Below are 17,751 nucleotides of genomic sequence, written 5' to 3'. Positions count from 1 at the left end.
CCCGCCTACGCCGCCAGGATCTCGTCCAACCCCCGGCGCAGGGTGGTGCGGGCGCGGGGGGCGTCGGCGAGGTAGCCCGCGACCATCGCGCCGTCCCGCAGCATCATCAGGTGCGCGGCGCCCGCCTCCGGGTCACGGTGTCCCACCAGCTCCAGCTCCCGGACGAACAGCCCCGTCAGCCAGGCCCGGTGGGCGGCGACGGCGCGGTGCACGGGGCTCTGCGGGTCCGGGAACTCCGCGGCCGCGTTGAGGAACGAGCAGCCCCGGAAGCCGTCCGTGCACAGTCGCTCGCCCATCTCCCCGACGACCGCGCGCAGCCGGGGCCCGCCCTCGGGCGCGCTCGCGGCGACCTCCCGGACGGCGGCGTCCACGGCCTGCAGGTAGGCGACCACCAGGTCGTCCTTGCTCGGGAAGTGCCGGTAGAAGGTCGCCCGGGTGACGCCCGCCTCGCTGATCACCCGGTCGACCCCGACCGCGCGGATTCCCTCGGCGTAGAACAGCGCGGACGCGGTGCGCAGCAGGCGTTCCCGAGCGGCGGAGGGCGTGGCGGACACGCCACGAGGATACAGACAGAACGATCGGTCTTGCATCTGCGCGCGGACCGTGGCAGAGTCGACCACAAGAAAGAACGGTCGTTCTGCTTGGAGGTTCGATGTCCACCGTCTACACCGCCGCCGCCATATCCACCGGGGACGGCCGCAACGGCCACGTCCGCTCGTCGGACGGCTTCGTCGACCTCGACCTCGCCATCCCGAAGGAGATGGGGGGCGCGGGCGGCGCCACGAACCCGGAGGAGCTGTTCGCGGCCGGGTACGCGGCGTGCTTCCACTCGGCGCTGAAGATGGTCGCGGGCAAGCAGAAGGCCCCGATCACCGACTCGTCGGTCTCCGCCGAGGTCGGCATCGGCCCGAACGACGCGGGCGGCTTCGCGCTCACCGTGGCGCTGAGCGTCGAGCTGGCCGGCGTCGACCAGGCCACCGCGGACGCGCTCGTCGAGGCCGCCCACCAGGTCTGCCCGTACTCGAACGCCACCCGCGGCAACATCCCGGTGACCCTCGAGGCCACCGTCGCCTGATCCCCAGCCTGATCCCCAGCCCGATCCCGACACGGCGGAAGGGGGCGCCCTTCTTCCGCCGTGTCCGGGTCAGTCCCCGGCGACGGGCTGGACGCGGATGGGGCCGGTGGCAGGCTCCGCGTCCGCTCGCACCCCCGAGACGCCGAGCGCGATCCGCACGTCCGTGGTGCCGCCCGGGGTCACCCGCACGACCTGCACGTCCGGCGCGTAGCCGACCGCGGTGAGCGTGTAGTCGCCCGCGGGCAGGTCCGTGAACGCGAACGCCCCGTCCGCCGCGGTGGTGACCGAGTCGACGACCCGACCCGCCGCGTCCACCAGGGTCGCGACCGACTCCGGGACGGCCCGGCCGGTGGCCTCCGCGGTGACCGTGCCGCGCAGCTCCGCGCGGTGCGGCAGGAGGACGTCGTGCCGCAGCGGCGAGCCGTCGGTGAGCGTGACCGTGGTGGCGACCGGGGTGGCCCCCTCCCCCACCGCCGTGAGCGTGACCGTCCCCGGGGCGAGGCCGTCGATCCGGTAGCGGCCCGCGGCGTCCGTACTCGCCGCCCCGACGACGTCCCCGCGGACGTCGATCAGCGTGACGGTGACGGCGGGGACGGCCACCCCGGGCTCGCGCAGGACTGTGCCCGCGATCTCGGCACCCCCGCCGAGCGCGACGTCGTGCCGGGTCGGCCGGTCCGCCACCGCGACCATGGTGGCCGACGGCGTGAGCGCACCCGAGGCCACGACCAGCAGGTACGTGCCCCCGGTGGGCAGGTGGAACTCGAAGCCGCCGTCCTGCTGCGAGATCGCCCGGCCGACCTGGTCGCCGCGCGGCCCGGTCAGGGTGACGACCGCGCCGCCGATGCCGGCGCCCGAGGCCGTGGTGACGAAGCCGTACACGGCGGGGCCGACGCCGTCCGGGTCCGCCGCCTCGCGCGGGGCGGGCTCGAGCTGCGTGTGCCGCCCCCGCTCCCAGGCGGGCTCGCCGACGTGGTCGACGGCGGTCGCGGTCTCGGCGACCTCGGCGGTGTCCGCCGAGGCGCGGTCCTGGTCCGCCTGCTGCTGCTGGATGCCGCTGAGCGTGCGCAGCGGCACCTCCTTGATGAAGGCGATGGCGATCGCGGAGATCACCGCGAGGGCACCCGCGACCAGGAAGATCGTGGCGGTGCCGTCGCCGTACGCGGCCCGGACGATGTCGCCCAGGGCGGGCGGCAGGTCGTTGAGCGAGGCGATGCTGACGTCCCCGGAGCCGCCCGCGGGCACCGCGACCCCGGCGGCGGCGAGGCCGTCCGTGGTGCGCGTGGCGACCTGCGAGGCCAGCACCGCGCCCAGCACGGAGACGCCGACGGTGCCGCCCAGCGACCGGAAGAACGTGACGGTCGAGGACGCGGAGCCCAGGTCCGAGGGCTTCACCGTGTTCTGCACGGCGAGCACCAGGTTCTGCATGATCATGCCCATGCCGATGCCGAGGACGGCCAGGTAGCCGCCGACCAGGACCATGTCCGTGGTGTGGTCGATCGTGCCCAGCAACCCGAACCCGACGACCATCAGCACCGCGCCGGAGACGAGGAAGACCTTCCACCTGCCCAGCCTGCTGATGAGCTGCCCGGACAGCGTGGCCGAGAGCGTCGAGCCCAGGATCATCGGCAGGGTGAGCAGGCCGGATGCCGTGGGCGAGTAGCCGCGGGCGATCTGGAAGTACTGCCCCAGGAACACCGCGCCGCCGAACATCGCGACGCCGACGCCGATGCCGGCGACCGTGGCCAGCGCGGTGGTGCGGTCCTTGAACAGGTACAGCGGGACGATCGGCTCGGCCGCCCTGGACTCGACGAGCACGGCCAGGCCCAGCAGGACCACGCCGATGCCGAGCAGCAGCCACGAGGGGCCCGAGTTCCAGGCGAAGTCGTCGCCCGCCAGCGTGACCCAGATCAGCAGGTCGCAGACGCCGCCCGCGATCAGGGCCGCACCCAGGTAGTCGATCGTCACCGTGCGCTTGACGACCGGGAGGTTCAGCGTCCGCTGCACCACGACCAGCGCGACGACGGCGACGGGCGCGCCCACCCAGAAACACCACCGCCAGCCGAGCGAGCTGTCCACGATCACGCCGCCGATCAGCGGCCCGGCCACCGTGGCCAGCGACATCACCGCGGCGATCGGGCCGGTGTAGCGGCCGCGGTCGCGGGGGCTGATCATCGCCGCCATCACGATGATGACCAGCGACTGCAGCGCGCCGAGGCCGAGGCCCTGGACCGCGCGCCAGACGATGAGGGTCTCGACCGACTGCGAGAAGCCGGCCAGGATCGAGCCACCGATGTAGAGCACGATGGCCAGCTGCACCAGCAGCTTCTTGGAGAACAGGTCCGACAGCTTGCCCCAGATCGGGGTGCTCGCCGTGGACGCCAGCAGGGTCGCCGTGACGACCCAGGTGTACTGGCTCTGCGAGCCGTGCAGGTCGGTGATGATCGTGGGCAGTGCGTTGGACACGATGGTCGCGGACAGGAACGCCGTGAACATCGCGAGCAGCATGCCCGCGAGTGCCTGGACGACCTGGCGTTGCGTCATGATGCCGCTGTCCTGGGCGTTGACCGGGGCGACCGGTGCGGCCTGGGTGGTGGACACGGGAGTCTCTTCCTCGATCTCGGGTGGCGTCGTCAGCCGACGGCGGTGCGATGCCGACCGGCGGTCGACGTGCGGTTCAGGTCGGCCAGCAGGCCGCGCAGGTCGGCGACGATCCGGGCGACCTCGGCGTCCTCACGGTGCAGCAGCGCGGCGGCGACCTCGTCCGCCCGCGCGGCGCGGTAGTGGCGCAGCGCCGCCGAGCCCCGTTCGGTGATCCCGACGAGCTGCGCCCGCCGGTCCTCGGGATCGGCGCGGCGGACCACCAGGTCGGACTCCTCCAGCAGCGCGACCCGCCTGCTGATCACCGAGGCGTCCAGCTCCATCGCCGTGGCCAGGCCACCGATCCGCAGCTCGCCGTGCTCGAGGAGCAGCCCGAGCACGGCCGCCTGACCGGCCTGCAGGGTGCAGGGGCCGCCCGTCTCGGCGACCTCCCCGGGCTGCCGCACCGAGCGACCGAGCGCTACGAGCTCGCGGATCACCGAGACCACGTCGGCAGCGGTGGACGTGCTGATCACGACCTTCTCCTTTGGTTGCTACAAGCACACTAAACATCGATGCTTGCGGCATGCAACTGGAGTGCGGACGATCACCCGAAGGCCTGACCCGCGACGAGACGGGACTCACTCCGCCGACACCGCGCCCGCCGGTTACGGTCAGAGAGTTTGAACGGACGTTCAGTGGAGGGGGCTCGATGACCGGGGTCGAGGTGGTCGGGACCGCGCAGCAGCGCGCCTGGGTCGCGCGGGTGAACCCGCCCGTCGAGCGGCTCGCCGCCGGGATGTGGTCCGTGCCGGTGCCCATCCCGGACAACCCGCTGCGCTACACCCTCAGCTACCTCATCCCCGGAGACGACGGACTGGTCGTCGTCGATCCCGGCTGGGACACCGACGAGGGCTGGGCCGCCCTGGAGGCCGGACTGGCCGCCGCGGGGGCCCGGGCCGAGGACGTCGTCGGGATCGTCGCCACGCACGTCCACCCGGACCACCACGGCCTGTCCGCCCGGCTCGCCGCGCGGTCCGGGGCGTGGATCGGGATGCACCCCGCCGAGGCGGCCACCCTGCCCGCGCGGGGCGCGGCCCAGCACCACCGCGGTGCGATGGCGGGCTGGCTGTGCGGCTGCGGGGCCTCCGAGGAGGAGGTCGGCGAGCTCGTGGGCCCCGGCGGGCCCCGGCCGGACTTCGAGTCGATGGCCCACCCGGACGTCCTGCTGGAGGACGGCGACGCGCTGCCGCTGCGTGGCCGCACCGTGCGGGCGGTGTGGACGCCGGGGCACACCCCGGGCCACCTCTGCCTGCTCGAGGCGGAGGCGCGGGTCATGCTCACCGGGGACCACGTCCTCCCCCGGATCACCCCGAACATCGGGATGACCCCGGGCAGCGACGACCCCGCGCTGGAGTCCTTCCTGGACTCGCTGGACAAGATCGCCCGCACCGACGAGGAGCACGCCGGGCTGACCGCGCTGCCCGCCCACGAGTACCGCTTCCGCGGGCTGGCCGACCGGGCGCGGGCCCTGCAGGCCCACCACGCCGAGCGCTGCCACGAGTTGCTGGCGATCGTGCGGGAGGCGGGCGAGCCCACCGTCTGGGAGGTCACGGCCCGGCTGACCTGGTCGCGGCCGTGGGCGGAGGTGGGCCGGATGCGGATCGGCGCACTGGCCGAGACCGCGTCCCACGTGCGCTACCTGGTGGACCGGGGCGAGCTCGTCTGCGACGGCGACCCGGTCTGGGGTGGCGCGGTCCCGGACGAGACGGTCCGGGTGCGGCTGCCCCGCCGCGCCGTCGCCTGAGCGGCGGCACCCCCGCGGGGGCGCCGCCGTCGGGGACCCGTCAGACGGTGGCGGGGGTGCCGATGATGTCCGCGAGCCGCGAGGTGATGATCTCCTCGGCGTCCCGCACGATCCGCGAGACGAGCTCGGCGCACGTCGGGATGTCCCGGATCAGGGTCTGCACCATCCCGGCCGACCAGATGCCGTGGTCCAGGTCGCCGGTCTCGTAGACCTTGACCCCGCGCGCCCCGGCGACGAGGTCGCGGATGTCCTCGAACTGCGCACCGTTGTTCAGCTTCTCCACGACCTCGCGGGAGACCGCGTTGTCGGCCACGCGGGCGGTGTTGCGCAACTGGCGGAAGATCAGCTGGGTGTCCCGCTCGGACGCCTCGACCAGCCGGTCCTTGACGTTCTGGTGGATGCCGGACTCCACGGTCGCCATGAACCGCGTGCCCATGTTGATGCCGTCCGCGCCGAGGGCCAGCGCGGCGACGAGACCGCGCCCGTCCCCGAACCCGCCGGAGGCGATGAACGGGATCTCGATGGCGTCCGCCGCGGCGGGCAGCAGGATCAGCCCGGGCACGTCGTCCTCGCCGGGGTGCCCGGCGCACTCGAAGCCGTCGATCGACAGCGCGTCGACGCCGAGCCGCTGGGCCTTGAGCCCGTGCCGGACCGACGTGCACTTGTGGATGACCTTGATGCCCGCGGAGTGGAAGTGCTCCAGGTGCTCCACCGGGTTCGCGCCCGCCGTCTCCACGAAGGGCACGCCCTCGTCGATGATGACCTGGCGGTACTCCGCATAGGGCGGCGGCGTGATCGCCGGGAGGATCGTGAGGTTCACGCCGAAGGGCTTGTCGGTGAGCTCGCGGGCGCGCCGGATCTCCGCGCGGAGGTCCTCCGGCGTCGGCTGGGTCAGGGCCGTGATGAACCCGAGTGCGCCCGCGTTCGCGACCGCCGCGACGAGCGGGGCGCGCCCCACCCACTGCATCCCACCCTGGGCGATGGGGTGCTCGACCCCGAACAGCTCCGTGAATCGCGTCCGCATCCGTGCTCCACTCCCCGTCAGGGACGGCGGCTGCGCCTCGACGCGCGACGTCACTGAACGAACGATCAATTACAGGCCTCGTCCGATGCTGCCCCGCCGTTCGACCATGAGTCAATCCGACGCTCGTCACTCCCCGCGGGTGGGCGGGGGGTGGGTGCCCCCTCCCCCCGCCCACGTCGGGATCGGCTCAGTGGACCCCGCCGAGCGCCCCGTGGACCGGGGCCTGCACGTCGAAGACGCCGAAGGTCGGGTCCTCGATCGGAACCGGGGCGTGGTCGAGCACCCGGACCGGGTTCCCGGCGACGGGGGTCTCGGCCGGGGCCGTCGGCGGCTCGGCGACCAGCGGCGCGGCGGACGCGACGCCTGCGCCGAGCACGGTGAGCGCGACGCCCCCGAGCACGGTGGCGGTGGTACGGATCATGGTGTGTCCCTTCGTTCGTGTGGTCAGCACAGCGAGTCGACCGGCTTGGGGTTCGTGTGTCCGAACAGCGGCCGCAGCCGCAGCCCGACCCACGTCCCGGCCAGCGCGACCACACCCCAGATCCAGCCGTGCAGGCTGAACGAGGCGATCCCGGAGAAGTACGCGCCGATGTTGCAGCCGCCCGCGAGCCGCGCGCCGTACCCCATGAGGATCCCGCCGACCACGGCCCCGGCCGCGATCCGCCACGGGATCCGCTTGTGCAGCAGGAAGGCGCCGCCGACGCCCGAGGCGAACAGCGCCCCGATCATGATCCCGATGTCGAGCACCGAGATGCGGTCGGCGAGCACGGGCCCCGCCAGTGACTTCGCGTTGGCGGGCACCTGCCAGAAGGCCCACGTCTGCGGCTCGGCCCCGAACCATTGCAGCACCTTGGCGCCCCAGAGGCCGAACGCGCTCGTCACGCCCCAGGGCTGGCCGGAGACGACCAGCACCGCCGCGTTGAGCACCGCGAGCACGATGGCCCCGACCCACATGGGCCACGAGCCGCGCAGGGTCCGGGCGATCCCCCGGGCCGACGGCGGACGCTCGACGGGCGGCGGGGTGCGGCGCCGCGCGACGACGTAGGTCAGCGCGGCGATGCCCACCATGACCAGCAGGGACAGCGCGAGCGCACCGGGGGTGCCGAACACCGCGCGGAGGTCGACGGGGACGCCCTGCGGGACGACGTTCGTCCAGAACGGGAAGGTCAATGCCGCGAAGACCGAGCCCACGACGAACCCGAGGAGCGTCAGCACGATCGCCGACTGTCCGCTACCGACGGCGAACAGCGTGCCGGAGGCGCACGAGCCGCCGATCTGCATGCCGACGCCGAACAGGAAGGCGCCGACGACCAGGCTGATGCCGATGGGGTTGACGTAGCCCCTCGGGTCGCCGGACAGCCCGACCCCCGTCGCGAGGATCACGGCGAACAGGACGGTCGCCACGCCGAGCATCACCATGTGCGCCCGGATGGCCGCGCCCTGCCCGACGGCGACCAGCTGCCGCCACCCCGAGGTGAACCCGAAGCGGGAATGGAACAGCGTGAACCCCAGCGCGAGGCCCAGCGCTCCGGTGACGACCATCGTCGCGGGGGCCACCCGGGACACACCCCAGAGGAACAACGCGGCGAGCAGGACCGCGACGGCCGTCGGGGCCGGCTGGGTCGGTGGGGCCTTGCGGTCGAGAGGGCCGAACGCGGCGCGTTCGGTGTCGAGGACCCCCTTCAGGGGGGCCGTGAGCACGGACATGTGTCTTCTCCTCGGGAGGCGGTGTTCAGGGGAGCGGGGCGGAGACCGGGACGACGGTCCCGCCGGGGAACCAGGAGGCCGGGTTGGGGACGCCTGTGTGGTGCTCGCCGGTACTGGTCATCGGGACGTCGACGGGCGCGGCCCCGAACAGCGTCGGGCGCTCGGCGGGCCGCACGCCCCCGTGCCGGGCCCAGGCGAGGTAACCGGCCGTGGACGGCGTCTCCCCCGGGAAGGACGCGGCGACGGCGCCCGCGTACCGGCGGGGCGGGGTGTCCTGCGGGTCGAAGGTGAGCGGCAGGACCGAGGAGGCCGTCGCCGTCACCACGCCGGGGGTCAGCAGCCAGGGCGCCAGGTACGTCCCGCCGAGGTGGGTCGGGGTCTCCAGCGCACGGGCGGAGGCGTCGTCGAGCGTCCTGCGGGCCGGGGCCCAGCCGGACACCACGAGCAACGCCGAGTCCTGGCCCACCCGGTCGGTGATCTCGGCGTCCGGGACGGTCTCCCGCACCAGCTCCGCCGCCGCCACGGACCGCGGCGAGTCGTCGGAGACCAGCCGGATCGTGTCGACGCCGCGCTCGGTGATGCTGCGGACGGTGGCCCGCAGCGCATCGGCGTCGGCCGCGGACAGCGCGTCCGACGGGCAGCCGGTCACCTCGGTCGCCGTCGTGGCCGCCCGCTGTCCGGCCAGGTCCCCGAGCAGCGCCGACGCGCACTCGGGCCCGTCCGCCCCGGCCAGGGTGGTGCCGACGGCCGCACGGGGGCGCGCCGCGGCCGCGCCGCCCGTGTCGGCCGGGGTCGCGAGGACGGGCGTGGCGTCGGCGGAGCCCGTGTCGACCGGGACCGTCGCCGACCCGGTGCCGACGGAGACCGTCAGCACGCCCGTCCCCGCGGGCAGGTCGACGACGGCCCAGCCGCCCCCGGCGCCGTCCCGCGCCGTGATCGGGACGGGCGGGGTGTCCCCGGCGGCGACCGTCGCCGTCGCCGTCGCCGTCGCCGTCGGGGTGGTCGGGTGGTGCGCCGCGGGGGCGGCCGCCGAGACGGCCGCGCCCTGCGCCGGATAGGTGCCGGAGACGTGCACCAGGTTCGGCCCAGGCCGCATCGGCGCCACGAGCACGGCGAGGGTCTCTCCCCCGCTCGCCACGGTCCGCAGCAGCGGCTGCCCCGGGACGGGCGCGGGCCCCGGCGGCGGCAGCGCGGCGAGCACTCCCGTCGCCGCCACCCCGACGCTCCCGAGCACAGCGGAGATCCGGAGGACCTCACTCCCGCGGGAGGGCACCGCCCCTGCACGTTTCGTGCCCTCAGCGCGGGAAGATCGCCGGTCGGGTGCGGTGAGCGCGGTCGGGACAGCACTACGAGCACGAAACGTGCCCGCACGCACCACGACGACGACGACGACGATCCCCACCCCGACGACGGCGAGCGCAGCCAGCACCACCGCGGCCAGCGACGCGAGGCCGTAGGGGCTGCCGAGCAGGTCGTGGCTCGTCTCGGGCCCGCTGAGCACCAGCTGGGCCAGACCGGCGACCGTCGCCAGGAGCCCGCCCGCGATCGCGACCGCGCCGAGCCGGGGCCCCCCGCGCCGGACGGACTCCCCCGGCACCGCCGCGAACGACACCGTCGGTGCCTCGGCGTTCGCGCGGGTCGCCGTCCGGGACGTGGCGACACGCACCGTCGGAGGGCGACTCGCGGGGGTGGTGGCCGCCGTGGCCGCCGCGCCCACCAGCAGGATCGCGCCGACCGCGTAGGCCGCGTCCAGGACGAACGGGAGCCCGGTGCGGGTCGAGCCGAGCTGCACCGCCAGCAGGCCCGCCAGCGCCACCCCGGGGAGGGCGGCCCAGCGGGTCCCGACCAGCGCCGCGGCCGCGAGCGCCGCCACCACCTGCGACACCGTGCCGAGGACCGACACGTCCCCGGTGAGGTGCACGGTCTCGGCGGCGACGGCCACGACGCCCGCCGCCACCCGGACCGTCACCGTGAGCCCACGACCGGGCTTCCCCGCCGGTCGGGGACCTCGCACCGACAGCACGGCGGACACGAGCGCGATGCCCGCGACCAGCGCCGTCCCGACCAGCAGTGCGACCCGCAGGCCCACCGCGAACGCGCCCGCCTGCTCCCCCAACGCCGCCGCCGCACGGGCGGCGCTGGTCGGAGAGGCGGTGTCGGCAGCCGAGGCCGTGCCCCCGCCCGCCACCGCGAGGAGCGGGGCGAGCGGGAGCACGACCACGAGACGCCTACTTGATGTCGGCATCGTTCGTGACGAACAGCATCGAGTGGGGCTTCGCGTTGCCGAAGGAGCCGTGCGGCCAGCTCTCCCGGTTGAACGAGATGCAGGTGTCACCCGTGACCTCGTCCTTGAAGTCCTCGTCGAGGGCCAGGGACCCGTCCTTCGCGATATCCACGAGGCAGACCCTGTGGTCGCCGTCCGTGCCGGTGCGGGCCACGAAGTAGTTCGCGGTCGCGAGGCGCTCGGGCTGATCGGTCTGGTGGTAGAAGCCGTCCGCACCGAGCTCGAGGTTGTCCAGGGCACCCCAGTGCGGACCGCCTGCGACCTTGCCGGGGTTGATCGTCTGGTGGCCCTTGAGCGTCGGGCAGTCGGACTCGGCACCCTCGCCCGCGATCTCGGCCTCGGTGTCGATCGAGCACCGCGCGTCGTCGCCCGCCTCGACCAGCTTCTCGATGTCCAGCGCGATCACGCCACCGGCGGTGCCGGGGTCGTCCGCCCCGAGCGCGCCCGGCTTGCGACCGATGATCGCGTGGTAGAGCGTCGTGTCGTCCGGGCTGGTCTGCAGCCACCCACCGTTGGACGACGGACCGCCGTTGTCGCCTGCCTTCGGGTCGAGTTCCTTCACCGCGGCGGAGAGGTCGTAGATCTCCTTCCACTCCGGCTCCGGGACCGTGATGTCCGGCGTGTAGAACAGCGCGCCACCCTGCATGGTCTGGGCGAACGCACCCTTGTGCCCGGGCAGGTTGGTGACCGTCGTCTCCATCGCGGCACGGTTCTCGTTGTGCAGCGGGTCCCGACCGTCGGAGCGCGGACCGGTCGGCAGGTAGGACACCGACTTGACCCTGGGGTTGTTCAGGTCGGAGATGTCCCAGGTCCGGACCGTCGGTCGACGCAGGTACGGCGACGGCGCCTTGACCGGGTCGAGGATGATCGACCGCGGCTCGGCGTAGTCGCTCGTGACCATGGTGTCCAGGTCCTCGCGGACCTGGATGCCGTGCGGGTTGGCGCAGCTGGGCTGCCCGAGCGCCGGCATGGTCAGGCACTGCGTCGGGTCCTCCGGCGTGGTGGTCGCGGCCGGGGCCTCGACGAGCTTCCGCCCGTCGGGACCGAACCGGACGACCTCACCCGGCGTGCCCGCGAACCCGTTGCCGGTGCGGACCTCGCCGTGGGAGTACGTGCAGGGGCCCGGCACGACCGGTCCACCCATGTACGTCCCGTACGCCGTTCCATCGTTCAGAACCCAGTACGCGTCCGGCACCGACCCGCAGAGGGTTTGGCTGGGGAGGCTAATGCCGGAGAGCTTCAGCTCCGGCAGCGCGGACACGTCGAAGACGTAGGTGGCGGCGGAGTACAGGCCACCCGCGTAGATCTTGTCGCCCTTGCGCCACGAGTACTGCATGTGGTGCGGCTCGTTCTCGACGAGCGGGCCCACGGTGGCCGTGTTGACGACCTTGCCATAGCTGGGCGAGCCCTTGGTGACGTCGACGACCGCCATGAAGTCCGGGCCCGGCAGGGCGTCGCGGACCTCGTCGACCGGGTTCGCCAGGGAACCGGGGAGGTTCTTGACGTCCGGGACCACGGTGTCGGCGATGTTCTCGTCACCGGCCCACACGACCATGTACTCGGGCCGCTCGCCCGCGGCCTCGGCCGCCTTGTCGAGGTTGTTCTCGACCCAGTAGTCCTTGCCGTCGGCGCCCTCGACCTCGGACCGGACCTTCTGCACGTCCGCGTAGGCGTCGCCGCTGGGGATCGTCGTGACCCCGGCGACCACACCCACCGCCAGCAGGCCGAGCAGGACCTTCCTCGCTGTGCGCATGCCCGGCCTCAGCTCGGGAGCAGCCGGGTGGGCGCGCCCGCGACCGACTTGATCAGGCCCGCGACCGGCACGCCCGCGGGCGCGTCGTCGAGGTGCTGGTTGATCGGGTCGTCGAACGCCGTGGCGCTGGGCTCGACGTAGGGCGCGGTCGGGGCCGGCGCGGGCTCGGGCCCGGTCGGTGCGGTGAGCACCGGCGCGAGGTCGGGCACGAGGTCGGGCGTGGCCGCGTTCGCGGTACCGCCCGCGAACGTCGCCAGGGCCGCGCCTGCGAGGGCCGCGGACCCGACGAGCCGGGTGGCCGACCGGGTGGGTCGGCGTCTGTGACGGGACACGGGTGTCCTTTCTTCTCCGGGGAGCGGGACGGCTCGGCGGGACCAGCCGCCGCCGGTGTCCTGTGTGGAGCGGGGAGCCCGGTGGGACGGGGCGGGACCGTGGTCGGGCCCGAGCCTGGGCGCGCCGCCGACACCGCCGTGGAGGCGGTGCGTTCAGGGGGTGACGGGCGCCGGAGCGAGAGGAGGGGAGGCGGGTCCGGGGGACCCCGGCCTCAGCTCACCGTCGCGCTACACAGCGCGCTCGCCACGCGTCGCAGGTCGACATGGCGTCGACACGCGAACGTCCGGGAGAGGCGCATGCCGGGAACTGTGCCACCCGTACGGAGCAATGGCGGCGGCCACCCCCGGCGTCGGTGTTTGTCCGGTCGGAGTGGGACGGCGGAATTGCCCGGAATCGTGACCGGGGCCACGCATTCCGGGGTCCGAACGGGGGCGACGCACGGTGCGGGGCCTGCGGCGGCCACCGCCCCGTTGTTCACCCCATCGTGTCGCCCCCGCCGGGAACCGCTCACGGATCACGCCGCCACCTGGGCTTCGCCGGGCCGGACACCCCACACGGTGCACCCCCTACCGCAGAGATGATCACCCATTGTGCCCGAATCCGCGAATGGTCGACGAAATCTGCCGTTAATCCGACCCACACCCGCATCGGCAGACAATTCGGTGCCGTTCTGAGAGGACCCCGGCGTCAATGTCCGGTCATTCGGCTATGCGTCGGATCACACTTGACCGCCGACGGCGCGACTGCCTACCGTCGACGGCAGGTCATGAGTGCCAGCGTCAAGCCCCGGCTCGCTGGTCGGCAACCCTCCTCCGCGGTGGGGTGCTCCGGGTGACGACCCGGCCGCCGCGAACCCGCGGACGGCAAGCGCGGACCCGCGTCGGTGAGTGAGCCGAGCCGGGTCCTCACCGGATCCGGGAGGATCGCCATGTCCCACACCGCCCTCGCCCCCTGTGCCACCGCGGAGATCGACGCCGCCGTGCCCGCCCCGCGCACCGCCGTCGCGCTCCCCGCACTCGTCGGCACGGGACTGCCGGTCCCGCTGCTCGACGGCCGCACCGTCCCCTACGCGAACCTCGACCTCGCCGCGAGCGCCCCGGCCCTGCAGGCGGTGGCGGACCACGTCGCCGAGCTGCTCCCCTACTACTCCAGCGTGCACCGCGGCGCCGGGTACGCCAGCCAGGTCTGCACCTCGGTGCTGGAGGCCGCGCGCGGGACCGTCGCCCGGTTCGTCGGGGCGCGGGCGGACGACGTCACGGTGTTCACCCGCAACACCACGGACGCGCTCAACCTGCTCGCGAGTGCCGTGCCCGGATCGACGCTGTGCCTGGACGTCGAGCACCACGCCACGCTGCTGGCCTGGCGCGGCGACCACCGCGTGGTGTGCGCGGCGGACACCCTCGGCGAGACGCTGGACCGGCTGGCGGACGCCCTGGCCCAGCGGCCGACCGCGCTGCTGGCGATCACCGGCGCGTCCAACGTGACCGGGGAGATCCCGCCGATCACCGAGATCGTCGCGCTCGCGCACGCCGCCGGGTGCCGGGTGGTGCTCGACGCCGCGCAGCTCGCCCCGCACCGCCGGGTGGACATCGCGGCCCGGGGCGTCGACTACGTGGTGCTCTCCGGGCACAAGCTCTACGCGCCCTACGGGACCGGCGCGCTCGTCGGGCGTCGGGACTGGCTGGACGTGGCCGCCCCGTACCTGGCGGGCGGCGGCGCCGTCCGCGCGGTCGGGGTCGAGGGCGGCGCGGCGGAGGTCAGCTGGGCCCCCGCGCCGCACCGCCACGAGGCGGGCACCCCGAACGTGCTGGGCGCCGCCGCGCTCGCCGCGGCCTGCCGCACGCTGGACGCCGCGATCGACACCGAGGTCCCCGCGCACGAGCGCGCGCTGGTGGCGCGGCTGGACGCGGGCCTGGCCGGGATCGCCGAGGTGACCCCGCTGCGGATCTGGGACCGGACGGAGGACCGGGTGGGCGTGGTCTCCTTCGTCGTCACCGACATCCCCGCGGGCCTCGTCGCCGCGGCGCTGTCCGCCGAGCACGGCATCGGGGTCCGGGACGGTCGGTTCTGCGCCCACCCGCTGCTCACCCGGCTGGCGGGCGGAGCGGACGCCGTGCGGGTGAGCCTGGGGCTGAACACCACCGCCTCGGACGTCGACCGGCTGGTCGCGGCGGTGCGCGAGATCGCGCAGCGGGGCCCGGCCGCGGACTACCACGAGGTCGACGGCCGCTGGGTCCCGCTCGCGGACACCCGCGACCTGGACCCGTTCGGCGTCGGCGCCACCGCGGGCGGCACCGCGGGCTGCGGCCACTGAGCAGTCGTCGCCCGCGTTCGGCGATCGGGGGCTCCGAGCGCTCGCCGCGGTCCGGACGCCCCTGAGCGCACCTCATCGGTGATCATGCCGCGCCGGGTGCGCGACACGTGCGCTCGGCGGCGACTCCACCGCTCGGCGTGCGATCACGGCGGGGCGGGCGCATCGCGGGCGCGTCACCGTCGTTTCCCCCGCGGAGTGGGTGGTACACCCTCCTCCGGGTCGGAACTTCGGTCGCGTCGAGCACGGAGCGTGGATGTCAGACGAGCGGGAGCAGGCGGAGGGGCAGCAGTCCCACGAGCCGAGCGAGATCACCTATGCGGAGCACCTGCACCCCGCGCGACCCCGCACCCTGCGCCACCGCGCGCGGGCCAAGTCCCCGGTCGTCCGGCGGTCGGTGGCGAAGGACGGGGCCGCGACCGGTGAGAACCCGGCGTACGTGTCCTGGCTGCTCAGCCAGTCGATGCTGGCGGACGCCAACGAGATCGCCCGGCAGTTCTCCGGCCAGGGCACCATGTGGCAGAACCCGTTCGCCGACCCCGGGCCGCGCCAGGCGGTCGAGACGGCGTCGGTGTGGTTCACCGCCTACCCGATCTCCTTCATCACCCGGCCCGGTGAGTCGTTCCTCGCCGCGCTGGGCGACGAGGAGCTGTGGAACGTCTTCTCGTCCGTCGGGATCGAGGCCGTCCACACCGGACCGGTCAAGCGCGCGGGCGGCATCTCGGGCTGGCAGTCCACCAGCTCCGTCGACGGGCACTTCGACCGGATCTCCACCGAGATCGACCCGGCCTTCGGCACCGAGGCGGAGTTCCGCGCGATGTGCGGGATGGCCACCTGGTCCGGCGGCACGATCATCGACGACATCGTCCCCGGCCACACCGGCAAGGGCGCGGACTTCCGGCTCGCCGAGATGAAGTACGCGGACTACCCCGGGATCTACCACATGGTGGAGATCGACGAGGAGGACTGGACGCTGCTGCCGGACGTCCCCGGCGGCAGGGACTCGGTCAACCTCGACGCCGCCACCGAGGAGGCGCTGGAGAAGGCCGGCTACATCATCGGGCGGCTGCAGCGGGTCATCTTCTACGCCGAGGGCGTCAAGGAGACGAACTGGAGCGCGACCAAGCCGGTCGTCGGCGTGGACGGCGTCTCGCGGCGCTGGGTCTACCTGCACTACTTCAAAGACGGCCAGCCCTCGATCAACTGGCTGGACCCGAGCTTCGCCGGGATGCGGCTGGTCATCGGGGACGCGCTGCACTCCATGGCCGACCTCGGCTCCGGGGCGCTCCGGTTGGACGCCAACGGGTTCCTGGGCGTCGAGAAGTCCGCGGAGGGGCTCCCGGCCTGGTCGGAGGGGCACCCGCTGTCCGCCGCGGCCAACCACCTGATCGGCTCGATGGTCCGCAAGATCGGCGGCTTCACCTTCCAGGAGCTGAACCTCACGATCGACGACATCCGCGCGACCGCCGCCGCGGGCGCCGACCTGTCCTACGACTTCGTCAACCGGCCCGCCTACCAGCACGCGCTGGTCACCGGGGACACCGAGTTCCTCCGGCTCACCCTGCGCACCTCGCTGGAGCTCGGGGTGGACCCGGCCGGGCTGGTGCACGCCCTGCAGAACCACGACGAGCTGACCTACGAGCTGGTGCACTGGGCGACCGGCCATCGGGACGACGTGTACTCCTTCGCGGGCGAGGAGATCACCGGCGAGGCCCTCGCCGAGCGGATCCGGGCGGACCTGTCCGAGACCCTCGTCGGGGTCGACTACAACAAGGTCTTCACCACCAACGGGATCGCCTGCACCACCGCGACCGTCATCGCCGCGACGCTCGGCCTGCGCTCGCTGGACGCGATCACCGAGGCACACGTCCCCGAGATCATGCGGGTGCACCTGCTGCTCGCCATGTTCAACGCCCTGCAGCCCGGGGTGTTCGCGCTGTCCGGCTGGGACCTCACCGGCATGCTCACCCTGCCCGCGGACGAGGTCGCCGAGCTCATCGGCGAGGGCGACACCCGCTGGATCTCCCGGGCCGCGCACGACCTGATGGGGGTCGCGCCGAACGCCGTGAAGTCCAGCGCGGGAATGCCCCGCGGCCGGTCACTGTACGGCCCGCTGCCCGAGCAGCTCACCGACGAGCGCAGCTTCCTGCGCCAGCTCCAGGCGATCCTCGCCGTCCGGTCCCGGCACCAGATCGCCACGAGCCGCCAGATCGACGTCCCGGACGTCTCGCACCGGGGCATGCTGGTGATGGTCCACGTGCTGGACTCGGGAGCCCAGCACGTCACCGTGCTGAACTTCGCCGCCGAGGCCGTCACCGGCACCGTGCGGTCGGAGCACCTGGTGCCCGGCTCGCGGGTGATCGACATGTTCACGGAGAAGGAGGTGGGTGTGGTGGACGACCTGCGGGCCTTCATCGTCGAGCTGGAGCCCCACCAGGGCCACTCGCTGTTGTTGGAGCTCCCGTGATCCCCAGCGTCCACGTCGCGGTGCAGATCGCCGTGCCCGCCGCCGACGTCTACGCCTTCGTCACCGACCCCACGAACCTGCCGAAGTGGGCCGCGGGCCTCGCGGGGGCGACGGTCTCGCTGCGCGAGGGGCGGTGGGTCACCGACTCCCCGATGGGCGAGGTGTCGCTGTCCTTCGTCCCGCGCAACGAGCACGGCATCGCCGACCACGACGTCACCTTGCCCAGCGGCGAGGTGGTCACGAACCCGATCCGCATCCTGCCCAACGAGGAGGGCTGCGACGTGCTGTTCACGGTGCGGCAGCGGCCGGACATGAGTGCGGACGACCTCGCCCGGGACGTCGCGGCGGTACGGAGGGACCTGGAGACCCTCGCCCGGCTGCTCGGTGGTGCGGGCACCGCGGGACCCGAATAG

15 protein-coding genes and 1 riboswitch are annotated in these 17,751 nt (G+C 73.6%); of the genes, 5 read left to right on the top strand and 10 right to left on the bottom strand.

All coding sequences use genetic code 11. From position 1 onward, the window contains the following. Positions 1 to 5: 5 nt before the first annotated feature. A complete protein-coding gene (locus ABD993_RS24215) occupies positions 6 to 554 on the bottom strand; it encodes a TetR/AcrR family transcriptional regulator (protein ID WP_345422805.1) in 549 nt (182 codons plus the stop codon). A 98-nt stretch (positions 555 to 652) separates the two neighbouring features. On the opposite strand from ABD993_RS24215, the gene ABD993_RS24210 reads away from it, so the two are divergent. Continuing rightward, entirely contained in the window at positions 653 to 1,075 is a 423-nt protein-coding gene (locus ABD993_RS24210; RefSeq protein WP_345422802.1) for an organic hydroperoxide resistance protein, read from the top strand. Positions 1,076 to 1,144: 69 nt separating this feature from the next. On the opposite strand, the gene ABD993_RS24205 is transcribed toward ABD993_RS24210, so the two are convergent. Beyond that, on the bottom strand, positions 1,145 to 3,673 hold the full coding sequence (locus ABD993_RS24205) for an MFS transporter (RefSeq protein ID WP_345422799.1): 2,529 nt from the start codon (positions 3,671 to 3,673) through the stop codon (positions 1,145 to 1,147). A gap of 32 nt (positions 3,674 to 3,705) precedes the next feature. Then, a complete protein-coding gene (locus ABD993_RS24200; protein ID WP_345422796.1) occupies positions 3,706 to 4,188 on the bottom strand; it encodes a MarR family winged helix-turn-helix transcriptional regulator in 483 nt (160 codons plus the stop codon). A 176-nt stretch (positions 4,189 to 4,364) separates the two neighbouring features. Here ABD993_RS24200 and ABD993_RS24195 point away from each other — a divergent pair, with 176 nt between their 5' ends. Beyond that, a complete protein-coding gene (locus ABD993_RS24195; protein ID WP_345422793.1) occupies positions 4,365 to 5,459 on the top strand; it encodes an MBL fold metallo-hydrolase in 1,095 nt (364 codons plus the stop codon). 40 nt (positions 5,460 to 5,499) lie between these two features. Here ABD993_RS24195 and ABD993_RS24190 read toward each other — a convergent pair whose 3' ends face one another. The 7 genes from ABD993_RS24190 to ABD993_RS36885 form a co-directional block, all read right to left on the bottom strand. Next, positions 5,500 to 6,483: an NAD(P)H-dependent flavin oxidoreductase gene (locus ABD993_RS24190; RefSeq protein WP_345422790.1), complete on the bottom strand. Its 984-nt coding sequence runs from the start codon at positions 6,481 to 6,483 to the stop codon at positions 5,500 to 5,502. Between the two features lie 187 nt (positions 6,484 to 6,670). Further along, the gene (locus tag ABD993_RS24185) at positions 6,671 to 6,904 is read right to left on the bottom strand and encodes a hypothetical protein (RefSeq protein ID WP_345422787.1); all 234 of its coding nucleotides are present in this window, start codon (positions 6,902 to 6,904) and stop codon (positions 6,671 to 6,673) included. 23 nt (positions 6,905 to 6,927) lie between these two features. Beyond that, on the bottom strand, positions 6,928 to 8,190 hold the full coding sequence (locus ABD993_RS24180; RefSeq protein ID WP_345422784.1) for a YeeE/YedE family protein: 1,263 nt from the start codon (positions 8,188 to 8,190) through the stop codon (positions 6,928 to 6,930). A 25-nt stretch (positions 8,191 to 8,215) separates the two neighbouring features. Then, positions 8,216 to 10,411, bottom strand: a complete 2,196-nt coding sequence (locus ABD993_RS24175) for a hypothetical protein (RefSeq protein WP_345422782.1) — start codon at positions 10,409 to 10,411, stop codon at positions 8,216 to 8,218. A 7-nt stretch (positions 10,412 to 10,418) separates the two neighbouring features. After that, positions 10,419 to 12,227, bottom strand: a complete 1,809-nt coding sequence (locus ABD993_RS24170) for a hypothetical protein (RefSeq protein WP_345422780.1) — start codon at positions 12,225 to 12,227, stop codon at positions 10,419 to 10,421. Positions 12,228 to 12,235: 8 nt separating this feature from the next. Beyond that, complete coding sequence (locus ABD993_RS24165; RefSeq protein WP_345422777.1) at positions 12,236 to 12,559, bottom strand: hypothetical protein; 324 nt, start codon at positions 12,557 to 12,559, stop codon at positions 12,236 to 12,238. A gap of 212 nt (positions 12,560 to 12,771) precedes the next feature. Then, complete coding sequence (locus tag ABD993_RS36885) at positions 12,772 to 12,858, bottom strand: putative leader peptide (protein ID WP_425569134.1); 87 nt, start codon at positions 12,856 to 12,858, stop codon at positions 12,772 to 12,774. 464 nt (positions 12,859 to 13,322) lie between these two features. Next, positions 13,323 to 13,436, top strand: a riboswitch (SAM riboswitch). Between the two features lie 52 nt (positions 13,437 to 13,488). On the opposite strand from ABD993_RS36885, the gene ABD993_RS24160 reads away from it, so the two are divergent. The 3 genes from ABD993_RS24160 (at position 13,489) to ABD993_RS24150 (ending at position 17,751) form a co-directional block, all read left to right on the top strand. Beyond that, the gene (locus tag ABD993_RS24160) at positions 13,489 to 14,874 is read left to right on the top strand and encodes an aminotransferase class V-fold PLP-dependent enzyme (RefSeq protein ID WP_345422774.1); all 1,386 of its coding nucleotides are present in this window, start codon (positions 13,489 to 13,491) and stop codon (positions 14,872 to 14,874) included. 253 nt (positions 14,875 to 15,127) lie between these two features. Further along, complete coding sequence (treS, locus tag ABD993_RS24155; protein WP_345422771.1) at positions 15,128 to 17,338, top strand: maltose alpha-D-glucosyltransferase; 2,211 nt, start codon at positions 15,128 to 15,130, stop codon at positions 17,336 to 17,338. After that, complete coding sequence (locus ABD993_RS24150; RefSeq protein WP_345422768.1) at positions 17,335 to 17,751, top strand: SRPBCC family protein; 417 nt, start codon at positions 17,335 to 17,337, stop codon at positions 17,749 to 17,751. The genes treS and ABD993_RS24150 overlap by 4 nt, the downstream gene beginning before the upstream one ends.

The organism is Pseudonocardia xishanensis (genome assembly GCF_039541715.1).
Taxonomy (GTDB): Bacteria; Actinomycetota; Actinomycetes; order Mycobacteriales; family Pseudonocardiaceae; genus Pseudonocardia; species Pseudonocardia xishanensis.
This window is presented reverse-complemented; position numbering and strand designations above follow the sequence as displayed.